Source organism: Neorhizobium sp. CSC1952 (assembly GCF_030378245.1).
Lineage (GTDB): Bacteria > Pseudomonadota > Alphaproteobacteria > Rhizobiales > Rhizobiaceae > Neorhizobium > Neorhizobium oryzae_A.
On record NZ_CP128416.1, the window covers coordinates 4,493,129 to 4,509,033 of the forward strand.

The window sequence follows — 15,905 nt, forward strand, 5'->3', positions numbered from 1 at the left end:
TCAAGGAGACTTCCGATCAGACGCCGAGCGATTTGAGCTTGCGGTGCAGCGCCGAACGCTCCATGCCGACGAATTCCGCCGTGCGGGAGATGTTCCCGCCGAAACGGTTGATCTGGGCGATCAGGTAATCGCGCTCGAACATTTCGCGCGCCTCACGCAGCGGCAGCGTCATGATGTGGTAGTCGCCCTTGGAGGAGACCTTCGGCAGCATGTCGCCGAGATCGGTCGGCAGCATGTCGGCGGAGATCGGCGCTTCCGGGCCGTCGGAACGGGCAAGGATCATCAGCCGCTCGATATTGTTGCGGAGCTGGCGGATGTTGCCCGGCCAGTCATGCGCCTGCAGGACCGCCATGGCATCCTCGCCGATCCTGCGCGGACGGATGCCGGCCTGTTCGGAAATCTGCCGCATGAACATGTCGATGAGGAAGGGAATATCCTCGCGGCGCTCCGCGAGCGCCGGCACCTTGACCGGCACTACCGCCAGGCGATGATAGAGATCCTCGCGGAACGAACCTTCGGAAATCAGGCTTTCCAGGTTGTAGGCGGTGGACGAGATGATGCGGACGTCCACCTTGACGCGCTTCGAGCCGCCGACGCGCTCGAACTGCTGGTCGACCAGCACCCGCAGGATCTTGTTCTGCGTCTCTCGCGGCATCTCGCCGACTTCGTCCAGATAGAGAATGCCGCGATGGGCCTCTTCCAGCGCGCCGATCTTGCGCTGCTGGCCGGGACCGCCTTCGGTGCCGAACAGCGCAACCTCCATGCGATCCGGGGTGATCGTCGCGGCATTGAGCGCCACGAAGGGCCCGCCGGAACGGGCCGACTTCTTGTGGATCATGCGCGCCACGAGCTCCTTGCCGGAACCGGAAGGGCCGAGGATCATGATGCGGCTGTTGGTCGGCGCCACCTTCTCGATGTTCTGGCGGAGCTGCGAGACCGCGACGGAGGTGCCGACCAGCTCGGCGGCATCGCCGGCGCGCTTCTTGAGCTCGGTCACCTCGCGCTTCAGCTTGGAGTTTTCGAGCGCCCGCTCGGCGATCAGGATCAGCCGGTCGGCCTTGAAGGGCTTTTCGATGAAATCGAAGGCGCCGCGCTTGATGGCAGAAACGGCCGTCTCGATATTGCCGTGGCCGGAGATCATCACCACCGGCAGATCGGGATGCCGGCTCTTGATCTCATCGAGCAGCGCCAGGCCGTCGAGCTTCGAACCCTGCATCCAGATATCCAGAAAGACGAGCCGCGGCACGCGGTCGGAAATCGCCGCAAGCGCGCTGTCGCTGTCATGCGCGGTGCGGGTCTCGTGCCCTTCATCGGACAGAATACCCGAAACGATCTCGCGGATATCCGCCTCGTCATCCACGACCAGAATATCAGACGCCATAAGCCAGTTCCTTGTTATTGCCGGTTCCGGGCACCACCACCTTCTGCACATGCGGCAGCAGAACCCTGATCATGGCGCCCCTGCCATGATCGAAATCCGCCGGCGCATCGTGCAGTTCGAGCTGCCCGCCGTGTTCTTCGATGATCTTCTTGACGATCGCCAGCCCGAGCCCCGTGCCTTTCTCGCGCATGGTCATGTAGGGCTCGAGAATGCGGTGGCGGTTTTCCGTCGGCAGACCGCTGCCGTTGTCGACGACATCGACGACATAGACATCGTGGGCCGCGTCGAAGACCGAGCGCACCTTGATCTTACGGCCGTCGCGCTCCTGATCGCTCGGCACCGCCTCGATCGCCTCGACCGCGTTCTTGATGAGATTGCCGAAGGCCTGACCGAGCATGCGCGCATCGAACATGCCCCTGAGAGGCTCCTCGCCGAGCTCGCGGATGAATTCCACATGCGGCGTCCCCATCTCGCGCAGGAAGATCGCGTCGCGCAGGATGTCGCGCAGATCCGCCTCCTCCTTGGTGGGTTTCGGCATGCGGGCGAAGGACGAGAACTCATCGACCATGCGGCCGATATCGCCCACCTGCCGCACGATCGTATCGGTGCACTGGTCGAAGACGGCACGGTCGTCCTCGGCGATCTGCTTGCCGTAGCGGCGCTTCAGGCGTTCGGCGGAAAGCTGGATCGGCGTCAGCGGGTTCTTGATCTCATGGGCGATGCGGCGCGCCACATCCGCCCAGGCGGTCGAGCGCTGGGCGATGACGAGATCGGTGATGTCGTCGAGCGTGACGACGTAGGATTCCTGCGCCGCCCGCTGCTCCTCGCGGGTGACCTGGACCGACAGCGTCCGCTCCTTGCCGCCGCGCATCAGGTTCACCTGCTTGCGGAAATCGCCGCGGGCGCGCGTGCGCGCCTCCGTCAGCACCTGGTCGACCTCGGGCGCGACATCCTGGAGTTTCTCGCCGATCAGCTTTTCGGCGGGGACGCCGAGGAACTCCTCGGCGGACGGATTGACGATGGTGATGCGGCGGTCCTCCTCGACGCCGATCACCGCCGCGGTGACGCCCGAAAGCACGGCCTCGATGAAACGGCGGCGGTCGTCCACCTCGTCCTTCGCCTCGAGAATCTCGTCGCGCTGGCTGCGGATTTCCGAAATCATCTTGTTGAAGGTGCGCGACAGGTTGCCCACGTCGCCATCGGCCGCCCGCACAGGCACCACGACGGCGAGATTGCCGGTCGCGACGCTGTCTGCCGCGCTGATCAGGAGGCGGATCGGCCGGACGATGCGGTCGGCGACGGCGATCGCCGTCCAGATCGCCGCGAGCAGGACGATCAGGGCGAAGCCGAGATAGAGCACCGCGAAGGCGATCTGCAGGGATGTGCGGCCGGCCTCCATCGCCTGGTACTCGGCGGTGTTCTCCTCCATGAGATGCATGGCCGCGATGACCTTCGGATCGACGGCGCGGATCGTGTAGAGGAAGGAACCCGGAAGCCCGTCGAGCTTGATGACGGCGCCGACGAGATTGGTGACACCCGGCGGGATGAGCGTCGGCTGGCCGGCAGCCGCCGTCTTCAACGCATCCTCCGGAATGGCCGGCAGCGGTTTCTCGGTCTTGATGTCAGCCTGCGCCATCGCCTGGCCGTCCTCGCGCACAAGGAAGGCGCCCAGCATGCCGCGGCCCCTCGCCTGGCGGGTCATCAGCTCCACGAAACCGGTTCGGTCGAGATAGAACATCGGCCGGTTCCGTTCCAGGTCGTTCGCCATCGACACCGTCTGGCCCTGGAGATAGCTCGCGTTTTCAAGCATGTAGGCGCGCGCGACATCCTGCGAGGACTGCACGATCGACTGGGTGCGCAGCGAGAACCAGCGATCCAGGCCGACATTCAGCGTGAGGCTGGCGAAGATCGCCACCAGGACCGCAGGCGTGATCGCGACGATCGAGAAAAGCACGACGATGCGCACATGCAGGCGGGCCGCCGCGCGGCCGCGGTTGCGCGCCCTCAGGAGCCGCACGACCTCCCGCCCGATCAGATACATCAGGCCGATGATGAAAAGAGAATTGACGACCGCAGAGGCGATCACGACGTTCGTCGTCGGCGCAATCGGCGTGAGGCCGAGCAGGACGAAAAGCGTGAGGCCCGCGCAGATCAAGGCGCCGCCCGCGAGCAGAAGGCCGGGGAGCGCAAAGGACGCGCGCCGGTCCTGCACGGACACGGCGGGCTCGCTTACGGGCGGCTCACCCTCGGCCACCGGCGCTGTGTCGCCTTCCGTCATCGATCCACTCCGATCCCCAAATTCCCCGCGGGAGATCGTTTCAACCCGGTGAAACCCAAGCGAAGCGACATCAACTTCCCGGAAAAGACCTGGCTAAATCCCCTCAACGGCCGCCACTCCGTCGAGCATTCGCCAAGCTCTGCGTGACCTTTAAGCAACGCATTGTGGCGAAAATGCAACGATGTATCGAGGGTGTCAAGAAGTCTGGAACAAAGTTCCCGACCGGCGATCAGGAATCACGCACTGCGGGAGCTGCGATAGACCGAGACGCCCAGTTCGCGGATCTTCTTGCGTAGCGTGTTGCGGTTGAGGCCCAGCAGATCGGCCGCCTTGATCTGGTTGCCGCGGGTGGCGGTGAGTGCCGCGAGAATCAGCGGATATTCCATTTCGGTGAGCACCCGGTCATAGAGGCCGGGCGGCGGCAGGTTGTCGCCGAAGCTCGCGAAATAGGTCCGCATGTTCTCCTCGACGGCCTGCGCGATGGTGAGCGAACCCGGACGCGCACCCATCTTGTCGATCGGACTGTCCGGGACATCGGAGCGGAGCTCCGCCTCGATGATCTCGCGGGTGATGACGTCCTGCGGATAGAGCGCCATCAGGCGTCGAACGAGGTTTTCCAGCTCGCGGACGTTGCCGGGCCAGGCATAGGCCTTCATGAGGTCCAGCGCCTCGTTGTCGAAGCGCTTGGAATCGAGGCCTTCCTTCTCGGCCATCTGCATGAAATGGCGGACGAGATCGGGAATGTCCTCGGCCCGGTCGCGCAGCGGCGGCAGGCGCAGCGGCACGACGTTCAGGCGGTAATAGAGGTCCTCGCGGAAGAGGCCCTGGTTGATGAGCTGTTTCAGGTCCTTGTTGGTCGCGGCGACGATGCGCACGTCCGTACGGATGGGCGTGCGGCCGCCGACGGTCGTGTATTCGCCCTGCTGCAGGACGCGCAGGAGGCGCGTCTGGGCGTCCATCGGCATGTCGCCGATCTCGTCGAGGAAGAGCGTGCCGCCTTCGGCCTGCTCGAAACGGCCGGTGGAACGGCTCTGCGCCCCCGTGAAGGCGCCCTTCTCGTGACCGAAGAGTTCCGATTCGATGAGATCGCGCGGGATCGCGGCCATGTTGATCGCCACGAACGGGCCGTTGCGGCGCTTGCCGTAATCGTGCAGCGCGCGGGCGACGAGCTCCTTGCCCGTGCCCGATTCGCCGGTGATCATCAGCGTCAGGTCCGTCTGCATGAGGCGGGCGAGCACGCGGTAGATTTCCTGCATGGCGGCGGAGCGGCCGACGAGCGGCATGCCGTCCTGCATGTCGTCGTCGAGGCGGGCCGGCTTGCGCTTCGGCTCGGCAAGCGCCCGGCCGATAATGGCGATGAGCTCGGTCAGATCGAACGGCTTCGGCAGGTAGTCGTAGGCGCCCTTTTCCGACGCCTTGATCGCCGTCATGAAGGTGTTCTGAGCGCTCATGACGAGGACAGGAAGCTCCGGCCGCGCCTTCTTGATGCGCGGCAAAAGATCGAAGGCGTTCTCGTCCGGCATCACCACGTCGGTGACGACGAGATCCCCGTCCCCGGCCGAAATCCAGCGCCAGAGGGTGGCCGCATTGGAGGTGATGCGTACCTCATAGCCCGCCCTGGTCAAAGCCTGGTTCAATACGGTGCGGATGGCCGCGTCGTCGTCGGCGACAAGGATCGTGGCAGTCATTTTTCACTTCCTGTGGAGTTCAAGGCGCGGCCGTCGCCGGTCTCTTCCTTGTGCATGGGCATCAGAACACGGAACGTGGTGCGGCGGGACTGGCTGTCGCATTCGACGATGCCGCCATGGGCGCCGATGATCTTGGCCACCAGGGCAAGGCCCAAACCGGAGCCGTTGGTCTTGGTGGTGATGAAGGGATCGAAGAGGTGCGGCACGAGATCGGCCGGCACGCCTGGACCGTTGTCGATGACGCAGAATTCGAGCGGCAGCGAAATCTTCTCGCGCGTGCCGGCGACCGAGAGCCTGATGCCGGGACGATAGGCGGTCGTCAGCATGATCTCGCCGTCCGGCTGGTCGCCGATCGCCTCGGCGGCGTTCTTGATGAGGTTCAGGAAGACCTGCACGAGCTGGTCGCGGTTGGCATAAACCGGCGGCAGCGAAGGGTCGTACAATTCCGAAATCTTGATGTTGCGGGCGAAACCCGCCTTGGCGATCGCCTTCACATGATCCAGCACGGAATGGATGTTGAGGGCGATGCGATCCACCGGGCGCTCGTCGGAGAAGACTTCCATACGGTCGACCAGGGAGACGATGCGGTCGGTCTCGTCGCAGATGAGCCGCGTCAGGGCGCGGTCCTCGTCCGGCACGGAAGTTTCGAGAAGCTGGGCGGCGCCGCGGATGCCCGAAAGCGGGTTCTTGATCTCATGCGCCAGCATGGAGGCAAGGCCGGTGACCGAGCGGGCGGCGGCGCGGTGGGTGAGCTGGCGGTCGATCTTGTCCGCCATGGAGCGCTCCTGAAAGACGACCACGACCGAACCCGGCTCGCTGACGACCGGCGCGACATAGAGGTCGACCAGCTTGTCCTGGCCGAGACGCGGCGAAGAGAGATCGACGCGGTATTCGTTGACGGGCGCCTTGCGCTCGCGCACCTGGTCGATCAGCGCCAGAAGCGGGCTGCCGAAGGGGATGAAGGTGGAAATCCTGTTCTTCGCGAGATGGGCGGCGCTGGCGCCGAAAAAGGCCTCCGCCTCCCAATTGGCGAAGGCGACCCTGCCGGCCGCATCGACCAGGATCACCGGGTTCTGCACCGAATTGAGAACGGCCATGGCGAGCGCATTGCCGCTCGCGGCCTCCTGCCCGCCATTTGATCCCGGCGCCTTCGTCATGCGGCCTCCTTGCGCGTGGCCGCTGCTTCTCCGGTCAGCGCGTCCGTCATCCGGCGCGAAACCTCGGCCGGGTCCTTCGAGATCATGATGGCAGCCTTTTCTTCCACGGGCAGGTCCGGCGCGAAGCGGTCAAGATACCAGCCGAGATGCTTTCTGGCGTGGCGCAGCCCCGGCTCGCGGCCGTAAAGCTCCAGCATCGCCTCGTAATGTTCGACGACGAGGCCGGCGATCTTTGCCCGGGACGGCGCGGCATGGCCGGCAAGCCAACCGATATGCCAGGGACGGCCTTGCGCGCCGCGGCCGACCATGACCGCATCGGCGCCCGAGCGCTTCAGGATTTCCGCGGCGTCCTCCGGCGATTCGACGTCGCCATTGGCGACCAGCGGGATGGAGACGGCATCGCGCACCAGGCGGATCGCATCCCAATCCGCTCTGCCCTCGTAGAACTGCATGCGGGTGCGGCCATGGATGGTGACGAGCCGGATGCCGGCATTTTCCGCCCGGCGGGCGATCTCCGGCGCGTTGATGGAATTCCCGTCCCAGCCGAGCCGCATCTTGAGCGTCACGGGGACGGAAACGGCATTCACGGTCGCCTCGATCAGCGACAGCGCGTGATCGGGATCGCGCATCAGCGCCGAGCCGGAATAACCGCCCGTCACCTTCTTGGCCGGGCAGCCCATGTTGATGTCGATGATGTCGGCGCCGTTATCGGCGGCGATCTTCGCGGCCTCCGCCATCCAGTGGGCCTCGCGGCCGGCAAGCTGGACCATATGCGGCGAGATACCCGCGCCCTTCAGCCGCGCCCATGATTCGCCGCGGTTCAGGACGAGTTCCCGGCTTGCGACCATCTCCGTCACAACGAGCCCGGCACCGAAACGCCAGGCAAGCCGTCTGAACGGCAGATCGGTGACGCCGGACATCGGGGCCAGGACGACGCGATTTCTTATGGCGACCGGTCCGATCTGGAAGGGCGTGGCAAGATCCTGGAAACGCAAATGGTGATCTTTCGGGCATATGAGGTAATTGCACTATTTTTATTCAGGTCTCGGGCATTTGCCAAGAGCAATTCCGGAACTGCGTTATTTTTGAGCGGCCTGCTGGAAATCAGGCTTTTCATTCTATAGTTCTCCGCCTGTCAATCCTTTCAGCGGTCGCAGCAGCGGTTAAGGCCTATGGACGACAGAACCATGACAATCGGTATCGTCATCGTCGCCGCCGGCCGCGGCGAACGCGCCGGATCGCCGGACGACGGCCCGAAGCAATACAGGCGGATCGGCGGGCGGCCGGTCATCGCCCATACGCTCCGGCAATTCCTCACCTGGCCCCGCAGCGGACCGATCGTGGTGGTCATCCACCCCGACGACGAGGCTCTGTTTGCGGCAGCGACCGGCGCGCTTCCGGGTATCGAAAGGGTCGTCACCACATTCGGCGGCGAAACGCGGCAGCGCTCGGTCTACGAGGGCCTCAAGGCGCTTTCCGCCGCCGAGGCGACCCACGTGATGATCCACGACGCGGCGCGGCCCTTCGTCGATCACGGGATCCTCGACCGCATCGCCACGGCTCTCGATCAGGGACAGGAGGGCGTGCTGCCGGCCATGCCCGTCACCGATACGCTGAAGCGCGGCGGCGCCGACGGACTGGTGCACGAGACGGTACCGCGCGCCGGGCTCTATGCGGCCCAGACGCCGCAAAGCTTCGTTCTTTCGGCGATCCGCACGGCGCATGAAAAGGCGGCGGCGCTGCGCCGCGAGGATTTCACCGACGATGCCTCGATCGCCGAATGGGCCGGCCTGGCCGTGACGCTGGTCGAAGGCTCGGTCGACAATATCAAGCTCACCGTGAAGCGGGACATCGCCATGGCCGACGAAAAACTTTCGCTTAACACGTTGCCCGACGTCAGGACCGGCAACGGCTACGACGTGCACCAGCTCGAAGCCGGCGACGGGGTGACGCTCTGCGGCGTGTTCATTCCGCACGACCAGAAGCTCAGCGGCCATTCGGATGCCGACGTTGCCCTGCATGCGCTGACCGACGCGCTGCTCGCCACCTGCGGCGCCGGCGATATCGGCGATCACTTTCCCCCGTCCGACATGCAGTGGCGGGGTGCGCCTTCGAAGATCTTCCTCGACCACGCGGCAAAGGTGGTGCGCGAGCGCGGCGGCACGATCATGAATGCGGATATCTCGCTGATCGCCGAGGCGCCGAAGATCGCGCCGCACCGGCAGGCGATGCGCGAGAACCTGGCGGACATCCTCGGCATTTCCGTCGACCGCTGCTCCGTCAAGGCGACCACCAACGAGAAGATCGGCTTCGTCGGGCGACGCGAAGGGATCGCAGCGATCGCGACCGCGACGGTCGTCTACCGCGGAGATGCGGCATGAGCCTGTTTCCCGCCGATATCGAAGAGCAGGCCCGGCGGATCGTTTCGGACTTCTCCGCCCGTGGACTGATGGTCGCCACGGCCGAATCCTGCACCGGCGGACTGATCGCCGGGGCGCTCACGGAGATTTCCGGCTCGTCGGCGGTCGTCGACCGCGGCTTCGTCACCTATACGAACCAGGCGAAGACGGACCTGCTCGGCGTCACGGAAGCGACGCTCGCCACGCATGGCGCCGTCTCGAAGGAAACGGCGCTGCAGATGGTGCATGGCGCGCTGTTCCGGTCGCGGGCGTGGGCGGCGGTCGCGGTGACGGGCATTGCCGGTCCCGGCGGAGGCTCGGCGGACAAGCCGGTCGGCCTCGTGCATCTCGCCGCCCGGAACCGGTCGGGCACGATCCTGCACCGGGAGATGCGCTACGGCGATATCGGCCGGACCGAAGTGCGGCTTGCGACCGTCCGGACGGCGCTCCAGATGCTGGTGGAAGCCGCTCAGGCGTAGATCTTGTCGGCCCGCGCCTCGAAGGCCTCGGCGAACATGCGGAAGGCGCGGTCGAACATCGAGCCCATCAGAGCGCCCAAAATCATGCTCTTGAACTCGTAGTCGATGAAGAAATGCACGGCGCAGGCATCCGGGGAGCCGCTCGCGGACGGCTCGAAGCGCCAGCGGTTTTCCAGATACTTGAACGGCCCCTCGATATATTTCACGTCGATCGCCTGTTCGGCCGGGTTGAGCAGGACCTGGGTGGTGAAGGTCTCTCGGATCGCCTTGTAGCCCACCGTCATGTCCGCCACGAGGAGCGTCTTGCCGTCGCGTTCCTTTCGGGAACGGATCGCCAGCGCTTCGCAGAGCGGCAGGAATTGCGGATATTTCTCGATATCGGCGACGAGCGCGTACATCTCTTCGGCGCTGTGCTTCACGGGACGGCGGATTTCGAACTTCGGCATAATGCGGAGTTAAGCGCCCGCTCCGACAAGATCAAGGAGATCGCGCACCTGGCGGCGCGATTTCAACACCAGAACCGGCTTGTCGCCGGCATATTTCTCAAGCCCCGCAAGGACACGTGGTCCATAGACCCTCTCCCAGGTCCAGACGAACCGGAAGAAATCGAAATCTATCTTCTCGGGGCAACCGGGCGCCATCTCCGGGCGGGTTCCGCCCCGGTTCCTTGCCCAGCGGCTCAAAATGCCCCAGACGCAGAGTAAGCGCGGCATGCGCACCCAGATGACGAGATCGCTGCGCGGCACGCGGATATCGAAGGTCGAGGTATTGGTGCCGTCCATGATCCAGCGATCTTGAGCTATCAGTTCCCTGATGAGGCGGAGCTGTTCGCCCTTTTCCCGCTGCACCCAGCCCGGCAGCCACAGAATGTCCCGGTCGATCGAGATGTAGCCGAGACCGAAACGGCGGGCGATCTTCTGCGACAGCGTCGATTTTCCGCCGCCCGAACAGCCGATCACCAGAATTCTATCCGCCTGCCGGAGCTTGTCGGCCGCCTCCCGAATTCCTACGTACCGGATCGCATTCGAGCCAGATTTCGTGTCCATCGTGGTTCCCCCGAGAATCAGGCTCCGATCCGCCGCCGATGGCCGTAACCACTCTTGATGACAGGAGGATTTCAATCTTGCGAAGAGGGTATTATAGAGGTCCGCCGAATGCGTCGCGACAGGAAGGTTCGAATGGCTGCCGTCATCGCCGGCCATTTGCCGGTGCCGGGCGGCATTCGGATTAACAGGATTTAATGTAGGATTCATCCGGTTGTAATGATCCATTGCCGCAAACGGGCATAGAATGGCACGTTCAACCACCAGCAGAACCGGCGCACCGGAAAGAAGCATCCATGGACGATTTTTCGCAGATGATAAAGCTGCTCGAATCCGCAAAGCAGCTCGCCGACATGAACCAACTGCCGATGCTCGCCTATCTCATCGAGATGGCAAAGGGGGAAGCGCGCGGACACCGCTTCACGCTGCGGGAGAGACGGCGCGGCCAGAACAAAAACGAGAAGGTCGAGGCCGCCGAATAAGCGGCCGGGAATGCTGCCGCCTTATTCGGCGGCAGCCAGAAGCTTCTTCTCCCGCGCAGCCTTGAGGCGCGCGAAATCGTCGCCGGCATGATGCGACGACCGGGTCAGCGGGCTCGACGACACCATCAGGAAACCCTTGGTATAGGCAACCGTCTCGTAGGACTTGAATTCCTCCGGCGTGACGAAGCGCTCGACCTTGTGGTGCTTGCGGGTCGGCTGGAGATATTGGCCGATCGTCAGGAAATCGACGTCGGCGGTTCTGAGGTCGTCCATCAGCTGCAGCACCTCGTTGCGCTCCTCGCCGAGCCCCACCATGATGCCCGACTTGGTGAACATGGTCGGGTCGAGCTCCTTCACCCGCTGCAGCAGGCGGATGGAATGGAAATAGCGGGCGCCGGGGCGGACCGTGAGGTAATTGCCGGCCACCGTTTCCATGTTGTGGTTGAAGACGTCGGGCTTTGCGGCCACGACGCGCTCCAAGGCTCCGGGCTTCTTCAGGAAGTCGGGCGTCAGGATCTCGATCGTCGTCATCGGAGACGCCGCGCGGATCGCCCAGATCACCTTCTCGAAATGCTCGGCGCCGCCATCCTCCAGATCGTCACGATCGACGGAGGTGATGACGACATGGGAAAGTCCCATCTGCTTCACGGCCTTGGCGACGTTTTCCGGCTCATCCATGTCGAGCGCGTTCGGCCGGCCGGTCGCGACGTTGCAGAAGGCACAGGCGCGAGTGCAGATCTCGCCCATGATCATGAAGGTGGCGTGCTTCTTGTCCCAGCACTCGCCGATGTTGGGGCAGCCCGCTTCCTCGCAGACCGTCACCAGCTTGTTTTCCTTCACGATCGAGCGGGTTTCCATATAGCCCTTGGAGACCGGCGCGCGCACGCGGATCCATTCGGGCTTGCGCAGCACCTCCGTATCCGGGCGATGCGCCTTTTCCGGATGGCGGACGCGCTTTTCGTCGCCGAGCGTCGTCCTGTCGAGAATGGTGACCATAAAAACCTGCTTTCAACCGCCTGCTTTTCAAGTTCTGCAGCGGGTTTCGTCAGTTCCTGACGAGTTTGGCAACGAATAGCAAAATGCAGGAGCCCACGAAACCCTGCACCAGGTAACCCAGCCATCCGCTGGCGACATGGATATCGGCACTTTCGAAGATGGCATTGGCAAGAACCGCGCCGACAATGCCGATCACGATGTTCATCAAAACGCCGAAGCGGAGGCCCATCAGGATGCCGGCGAGCCAACCCGCCAGACCGCCGATGATGATCGCTGCAATCCAACCCACACCCATGTCATGCTCCCGTCCAAAACCAGTCTGAAAGATATGGGCGGTGGGCCGCCCGTCTGCAATACATCGAGAATGCCCCTCATCCGGCTGCCGCCACCTTCTCCCCGTTTCGACGGGGAGAAGGACGCAAGCTGCGAACTCCAGTCCCTCTCCCCGTCAGAACGGGGAGAGGGTTAAGGTGAGGGGCGAATCCCAAATCAAGCGTTCAGCGCCCGGCCGTAAGCGTCGAGCACGCTTTCCTTCATCGTTTCCGAAATGGTCGGATGCGGGAAGATCGTGTGCATCAGCTCCTCTTCCGTCGTCTCCAGGTTCATGGCGACGACGAAGCCCTGGATGAGCTCGGTGACCTCGGCGCCGACCATGTGGGCGCCCAGGAGCTCGCCGGTCTTCCTGTCGAAGATCGTCTTGACGAGGCCCTGGTCCTCGCCGAGCGCGATCGCCTTGCCGTTGGCGACGAAGGGGAAGCGGCCGACGCGGATGTCGCGGCCCTGCTCTTTCGCCTTGGCTTCCGTGAGGCCGACCGAAGCCACCTGCGGGTTGCAGTAGGTGCAGCCCGGGATCTTCAGCTTGTCCATCGGATGGACGTTCGGCAGGCCGGCGATCTTCTCGACGCAGATGACCGCCTCGTGTTCGGCCTTGTGGGCGAGCAGCGGCGGGCCGGCGACATCGCCGATCGCATAGATGCCCGGCACGTTGGTCTTGCTGTAACCGTCGATGACGATGAAGCCGCGGTCGGTCTTCACGCCGGCGGCCTCAAGGCCGATGCCTTCGATATTGGCCTGCACGCCGACGGCGGAGATCATCCGGTCGGCGGTGATCTTCTCGGTCGAGCCGTCCTTCTTCTCGATCGTGGCGGTGATCGAATTGGCGCCCTTCTCCACCCTGGCGACCTTCGCCTCCAGATGGATCTTCATGCCCTGGCGCTCGAACTGCTTTTTGGCGAGCGCGGAGATTTCCGCATCCTCGACCGGCATGACCTGGCTCATGATCTCCACGACCGTCACGTCGACGCCCATGGTGCGGTAGAAGCTCGCGAACTCGATGCCGATCGCGCCCGACCCCATGACGAGCAGCGATTTGGGCATTTCCTCCGGCTTCATCGCCTCGAAATAGGTCCAGATCAGCTTGCCGTCCGGCTCGATGCCCGGCAGGGCGCGGGGACGGGCGCCGGTCGCGACGATGATGTGCTTGGCGGTATAGGTGCCCTCGCCCAGCGTGTTCTTCGGGACCGGGCCGACCGGCTCGACCGGCTTCTTCGCCGTCTTGCCGACGACGATCTCGCCGGGCTTGGTGATCTTCGCCTCGCCCCAGATGATGTCGACCTTGTTCTTCTTGAACAGGAAGCCGACGCCGTTGTTCATGCGGTGCGCGATGCCGCGCGAGCGGGCGACGATCGCCTTGATGTCCGGCTTGATCGAGCCTTCCAGCGTCAGGCCGTAATCCTTGCCGTGCTGGGCAGTGTGCAGCACGTCGGCGGAACGCAGCAGCGCCTTGGTCGGAATGCAGCCCCAGTTGGAGCAGATGCCGGCAAGATGCTCGCGTTCGACGACCGCGACCTTCATTCCAAGCTGGGCGGCGCGGATGGCGGCGATATAACCGCCCGGACCGGAACCGATAACGATGACGTCGTAGGATTGAGCCATTGCTTTCCTGCCTTTTCAACGGGCAACCGGCATCAGGCGGCTGCCTCGGGAATTCCTGAACTAGAGTCCGAGCATCATGCGGACGATGGGCTCGACGCCCCGGCCGATGGCGCGGGTATTTTCCGCATCGAGATGGATGCCGTCGACCGGCGTCGTTTTGGCAACAGAACCCGCATCGAAGAAGCCGCAGCCCATTTCATCGGCGAGATCACGGTAGAGCGAGGCAAGCATAGCCGACTCCTCCATGCTCCCCCTGTACAAGGCGCCGGTCAGCGGATTGGCCGTTTCGCAGAGTCTCGGCGGCGACACGACGAGGATTTCCGGCGGCTCGCATTCCTGTGCCCAATCATGGAAGCGGACAAGGCTGACGAGTTTCCTGATCCCCTGCCGCGCACCGATCGCCGTGCCGTGGATGATCGGCTTCATGTCGTTGGTGCCGAGCATGATGATCACAAGTTCCAGCGGCCCGTGGGTATGCAGGATCGTCGGCAGCAACCGCGCGCCGTTGCGGTCGCAATCCCCGAGCACGTCGTCATAGGCGGTGGTGCGGCCACCGAGCCCCTCGGCCACGACATTGACAGAAGGGCCAAGAGCGGCCTGCAGCACGCTCGGCCAGCGATCCTCGAAAGCATGGCGGCCGCCGGTCGCGGCATCCGTGCCCCAGGTCAGAGAATCGCCATAGCAGAGAACGGTCTTCATGCGGCCGCCCTCCAGCTCAGACGAGCATCGCCATGGGGTTTTCGATGTAGCGCTTGAAGGCCGAAGCAAGCTCGGCACCGAGCGCACCGTCGATGACGCGGTGGTCGAAGGCAAACGTCGCCGTCATCACCGTACCCACCTTGATCTCGCCGTTCTTAACGACCGGCTTCTCGATGCCCGCGCCGATCGAGACGATCGAGGCGTGCGGCGGGTTGATGATCGACGTGAAGTTGGAGACGCCGAACATGCCGAGGTTCGAAACGGCCGTCGTGCCGCCCTGGTACTCGTCCGGCTTCAGCTTCTTGTCACGGGCGCGCCTGGCCAGGTCCTTCATCTCGTTGGAAATGACGGACAGCGTCTTTTCCTCGGCCTTGCGGATGATCGGCGTGATCAGGCCGTCGGGGATCGCCACCGCGACGCCGACATCCGAATGCTTGTGCTTGACGCGGGCGGTCGAGGTCCAGGAGGCGTTCGCCATCGGCACGTCGCGCAGGGCCAAGGCCATCGCCTTGATGACGAAGTCGTTGACCGACAGCTTGAAGGCCGGAACCTCGCCCTTTTCCGTCTTCGTCACCGGCGCGGACTTGTTGATCTCGGCGCGCAGCTTCATCAGCGCGTCGATCTCGCAATCCATCGAGACGAAATAGGCGGGCACCGTCTGGTGCGACTCGGTGAGACGCGCGGCGATCGTGCGGCGCATGCCGTCATGCGGCAGAAGCTCGTAGGAGCCTTCCTCGAAGAGTTTCAGGACGGCATCGTCCGACAGGCCCTTGGCGAGCACCGGAGCCGGAGCGCCGGCAGGCTGCGGGGCTGCCGCCGGAGCAGCCTTGCCCGTGCCGGAGGCGACGGCCTTCTCGATGTCGGCCTTCACGACGCGGCCGTGCGGACCGGAACCGGTGACGGCGGAGATATCGATACCGGCTTCCTTCGCGAGGCGGCGGGCGAGCGGTGACGAGAAGAGACCGTTTCCAACGCCAGTGCCGCTTTGAGCCGAGGCTGGGGCGGCAACGGGTGCCTGTGCCGGTGCGGGCGCCGGTGCGGGCTCGGAAGCCTTCGGAGCAGGGGGCGCCTCGGCCTTGGGAGCCGGAGCGCCACCGCCGGAGGCAGCGGCCGAAACATCCTCGCCATCGGCGGCGAGGATCGCGATCAGGGCATTGACCTTGACCGCTTCGGTGCCGGCCGGCACGACGATCTTCGCGACCGTGCCTTCATCGACGGCTTCCACTTCCATGGTCGCCTTGTCGGTTTCGATCTCGGCGATCACATCGCCGGACTTGACCTGGTCGCCTTCCTTGACGAGCCACTTCGAAAGGTTGCCCTCTTCCATGGTCGGCGAAAGGGCAGGCATGGTGATGTTGATCGGCATCG

At 64.2% G+C, this 15,905-nt stretch carries 15 protein-coding genes; 3 read left to right on the top strand and 12 right to left on the bottom strand.

Features of this window, described 5'->3' with window-relative positions:
- Positions 1–16 precede the first annotated feature (16 nt).
- The 5 genes from QTA58_RS21705 to dusB all read right to left on the bottom strand — a co-directional run bounded on the left by QTA58_RS21705 (position 17) and on the right by dusB (position 7,520).
- Positions 17–1,381 (bottom strand): sigma-54 dependent transcriptional regulator, encoded by a 1,365-nt coding sequence (locus QTA58_RS21705; protein ID WP_085424258.1) that lies wholly within the window; start codon positions 1,379–1,381, stop codon positions 17–19.
- Positions 1,371–3,659 carry a PAS domain-containing sensor histidine kinase gene (locus QTA58_RS21710; RefSeq protein ID WP_085424257.1) on the bottom strand — a complete coding sequence of 763 codons (2,289 nt, stop codon included), beginning with the start codon at positions 3,657–3,659 and terminating at the stop codon, positions 1,371–1,373. Before QTA58_RS21710 ends, QTA58_RS21705 begins: the two co-directional genes overlap by 11 nt.
- Before the next feature lie 236 nt (positions 3,660–3,895).
- On the bottom strand, positions 3,896–5,347 hold the full coding sequence (gene ntrC / locus QTA58_RS21715) for a nitrogen regulation protein NR(I) (RefSeq protein WP_085424256.1): 1,452 nt from the start codon (positions 5,345–5,347) through the stop codon (positions 3,896–3,898).
- Complete coding sequence (locus QTA58_RS21720) at positions 5,344–6,444, bottom strand: nitrogen regulation protein NR(II) (protein ID WP_200814162.1); 1,101 nt, start codon at positions 6,442–6,444, stop codon at positions 5,344–5,346. Before QTA58_RS21720 ends, ntrC begins: the two co-directional genes overlap by 4 nt.
- Before the next feature lie 56 nt (positions 6,445–6,500).
- Complete coding sequence (dusB, locus tag QTA58_RS21725) at positions 6,501–7,520, bottom strand: tRNA dihydrouridine synthase DusB (RefSeq protein WP_085424254.1); 1,020 nt, start codon at positions 7,518–7,520, stop codon at positions 6,501–6,503.
- A gap of 171 nt (positions 7,521–7,691) precedes the next feature.
- On the opposite strand from dusB, the gene QTA58_RS21730 reads away from it, so the two are divergent.
- Together QTA58_RS21730 and QTA58_RS21735 are read left to right on the top strand one after the other, a co-directional pair.
- Entirely contained in the window at positions 7,692–8,885 is a 1,194-nt protein-coding gene (locus QTA58_RS21730; protein WP_289670791.1) for a bifunctional 2-C-methyl-D-erythritol 4-phosphate cytidylyltransferase/2-C-methyl-D-erythritol 2,4-cyclodiphosphate synthase, read from the top strand.
- Entirely contained in the window at positions 8,882–9,382 is a 501-nt protein-coding gene (locus tag QTA58_RS21735; RefSeq protein ID WP_289670792.1) for a CinA family protein, read from the top strand. Before QTA58_RS21730 ends, QTA58_RS21735 begins: the two co-directional genes overlap by 4 nt.
- On the opposite strand, the gene QTA58_RS21740 is transcribed toward QTA58_RS21735, so the two are convergent.
- Complete coding sequence (locus QTA58_RS21740) at positions 9,373–9,828, bottom strand: type II toxin-antitoxin system RatA family toxin (protein ID WP_289670794.1); 456 nt, start codon at positions 9,826–9,828, stop codon at positions 9,373–9,375. The two genes, QTA58_RS21735 and QTA58_RS21740, sit on opposite strands and share 10 nt — an antisense overlap.
- Positions 9,829–9,837: 9 nt before the next feature.
- Positions 9,838–10,428, bottom strand: a complete 591-nt coding sequence (locus tag QTA58_RS21745; protein ID WP_289670795.1) for an AAA family ATPase — start codon at positions 10,426–10,428, stop codon at positions 9,838–9,840.
- Between the two features lie 293 nt (positions 10,429–10,721).
- Here QTA58_RS21745 and QTA58_RS21750 point away from each other — a divergent pair, with 293 nt between their 5' ends.
- Positions 10,722–10,907, top strand: a complete 186-nt coding sequence (locus tag QTA58_RS21750) for a hypothetical protein (protein WP_085424249.1) — start codon at positions 10,722–10,724, stop codon at positions 10,905–10,907.
- Between the two features lie 21 nt (positions 10,908–10,928).
- Here QTA58_RS21750 and lipA read toward each other — a convergent pair whose 3' ends face one another.
- From lipA to QTA58_RS21775, 5 genes are all read right to left on the bottom strand, one after another.
- The gene (gene lipA, locus QTA58_RS21755; protein WP_085424248.1) at positions 10,929–11,903 is read right to left on the bottom strand and encodes a lipoyl synthase; all 975 of its coding nucleotides are present in this window, start codon (positions 11,901–11,903) and stop codon (positions 10,929–10,931) included.
- 49 nt (positions 11,904–11,952) lie between these two features.
- Positions 11,953–12,198, bottom strand: a complete 246-nt coding sequence (locus QTA58_RS21760; RefSeq protein WP_085424247.1) for a GlsB/YeaQ/YmgE family stress response membrane protein — start codon at positions 12,196–12,198, stop codon at positions 11,953–11,955.
- Between the two features lie 194 nt (positions 12,199–12,392).
- Positions 12,393–13,838, bottom strand: a complete 1,446-nt coding sequence (gene lpdA / locus QTA58_RS21765; RefSeq protein WP_289670796.1) for a dihydrolipoyl dehydrogenase — start codon at positions 13,836–13,838, stop codon at positions 12,393–12,395.
- 60 nt (positions 13,839–13,898) lie between these two features.
- On the bottom strand, positions 13,899–14,537 hold the full coding sequence (locus QTA58_RS21770) for an SGNH/GDSL hydrolase family protein (protein ID WP_289670797.1): 639 nt from the start codon (positions 14,535–14,537) through the stop codon (positions 13,899–13,901).
- Between the two features lie 16 nt (positions 14,538–14,553).
- Positions 14,554–15,903 (bottom strand): pyruvate dehydrogenase complex dihydrolipoamide acetyltransferase, encoded by a 1,350-nt coding sequence (locus QTA58_RS21775; protein WP_289670799.1) that lies wholly within the window; start codon positions 15,901–15,903, stop codon positions 14,554–14,556.
- Positions 15,904–15,905 lie beyond the last annotated feature (2 nt).

Bases quoted from the DNA above. Each gene is read 5' to 3' on its own strand.
- QTA58_RS21730 (WP_289670791.1), top strand. From the start codon at position 7,692: ATGACAATCGGTATCGTCATCGTCGCCGCCGGCCGCGGCGAACGCGCC.
- QTA58_RS21750 (WP_085424249.1), top strand. From the start codon at position 10,722: ATGGACGATTTTTCGCAGATGATAAAGCTGCTCGAATCCGCAAAGCAG.
- QTA58_RS21740 (WP_289670794.1), bottom strand. From the start codon at position 9,828: ATGCCGAAGTTCGAAATCCGCCGTCCCGTGAAGCACAGCGCCGAAGAG.
- QTA58_RS21745 (WP_289670795.1), bottom strand. From the start codon at position 10,428: ATGGACACGAAATCTGGCTCGAATGCGATCCGGTACGTAGGAATTCGG.
- lipA (WP_085424248.1), bottom strand. From the start codon at position 11,903: ATGGTCACCATTCTCGACAGGACGACGCTCGGCGACGAAAAGCGCGTC.
- ntrC (WP_085424256.1), bottom strand. From the start codon at position 5,347: ATGACTGCCACGATCCTTGTCGCCGACGACGACGCGGCCATCCGCACC.
- QTA58_RS21770 (WP_289670797.1), bottom strand. From the start codon at position 14,537: ATGAAGACCGTTCTCTGCTATGGCGATTCTCTGACCTGGGGCACGGAT.
- QTA58_RS21720 (WP_200814162.1), bottom strand. From the start codon at position 6,444: ATGGCCGTTCTCAATTCGGTGCAGAACCCGGTGATCCTGGTCGATGCG.
- QTA58_RS21710 (WP_085424257.1), bottom strand. From the start codon at position 3,659: ATGACGGAAGGCGACACAGCGCCGGTGGCCGAGGGTGAGCCGCCCGTA.
- QTA58_RS21735 (WP_289670792.1), top strand. From the start codon at position 8,882: ATGAGCCTGTTTCCCGCCGATATCGAAGAGCAGGCCCGGCGGATCGTT.
- lpdA (WP_289670796.1), bottom strand. From the start codon at position 13,838: ATGGCTCAATCCTACGACGTCATCGTTATCGGTTCCGGTCCGGGCGGT.
- QTA58_RS21775 (WP_289670799.1), bottom strand. From the start codon at position 15,903: ATGCCGATCAACATCACCATGCCTGCCCTTTCGCCGACCATGGAAGAG.
- QTA58_RS21705 (WP_085424258.1), bottom strand. From the start codon at position 1,381: ATGGCGTCTGATATTCTGGTCGTGGATGACGAGGCGGATATCCGCGAG.
- QTA58_RS21760 (WP_085424247.1), bottom strand. From the start codon at position 12,198: ATGGGTGTGGGTTGGATTGCAGCGATCATCATCGGCGGTCTGGCGGGT.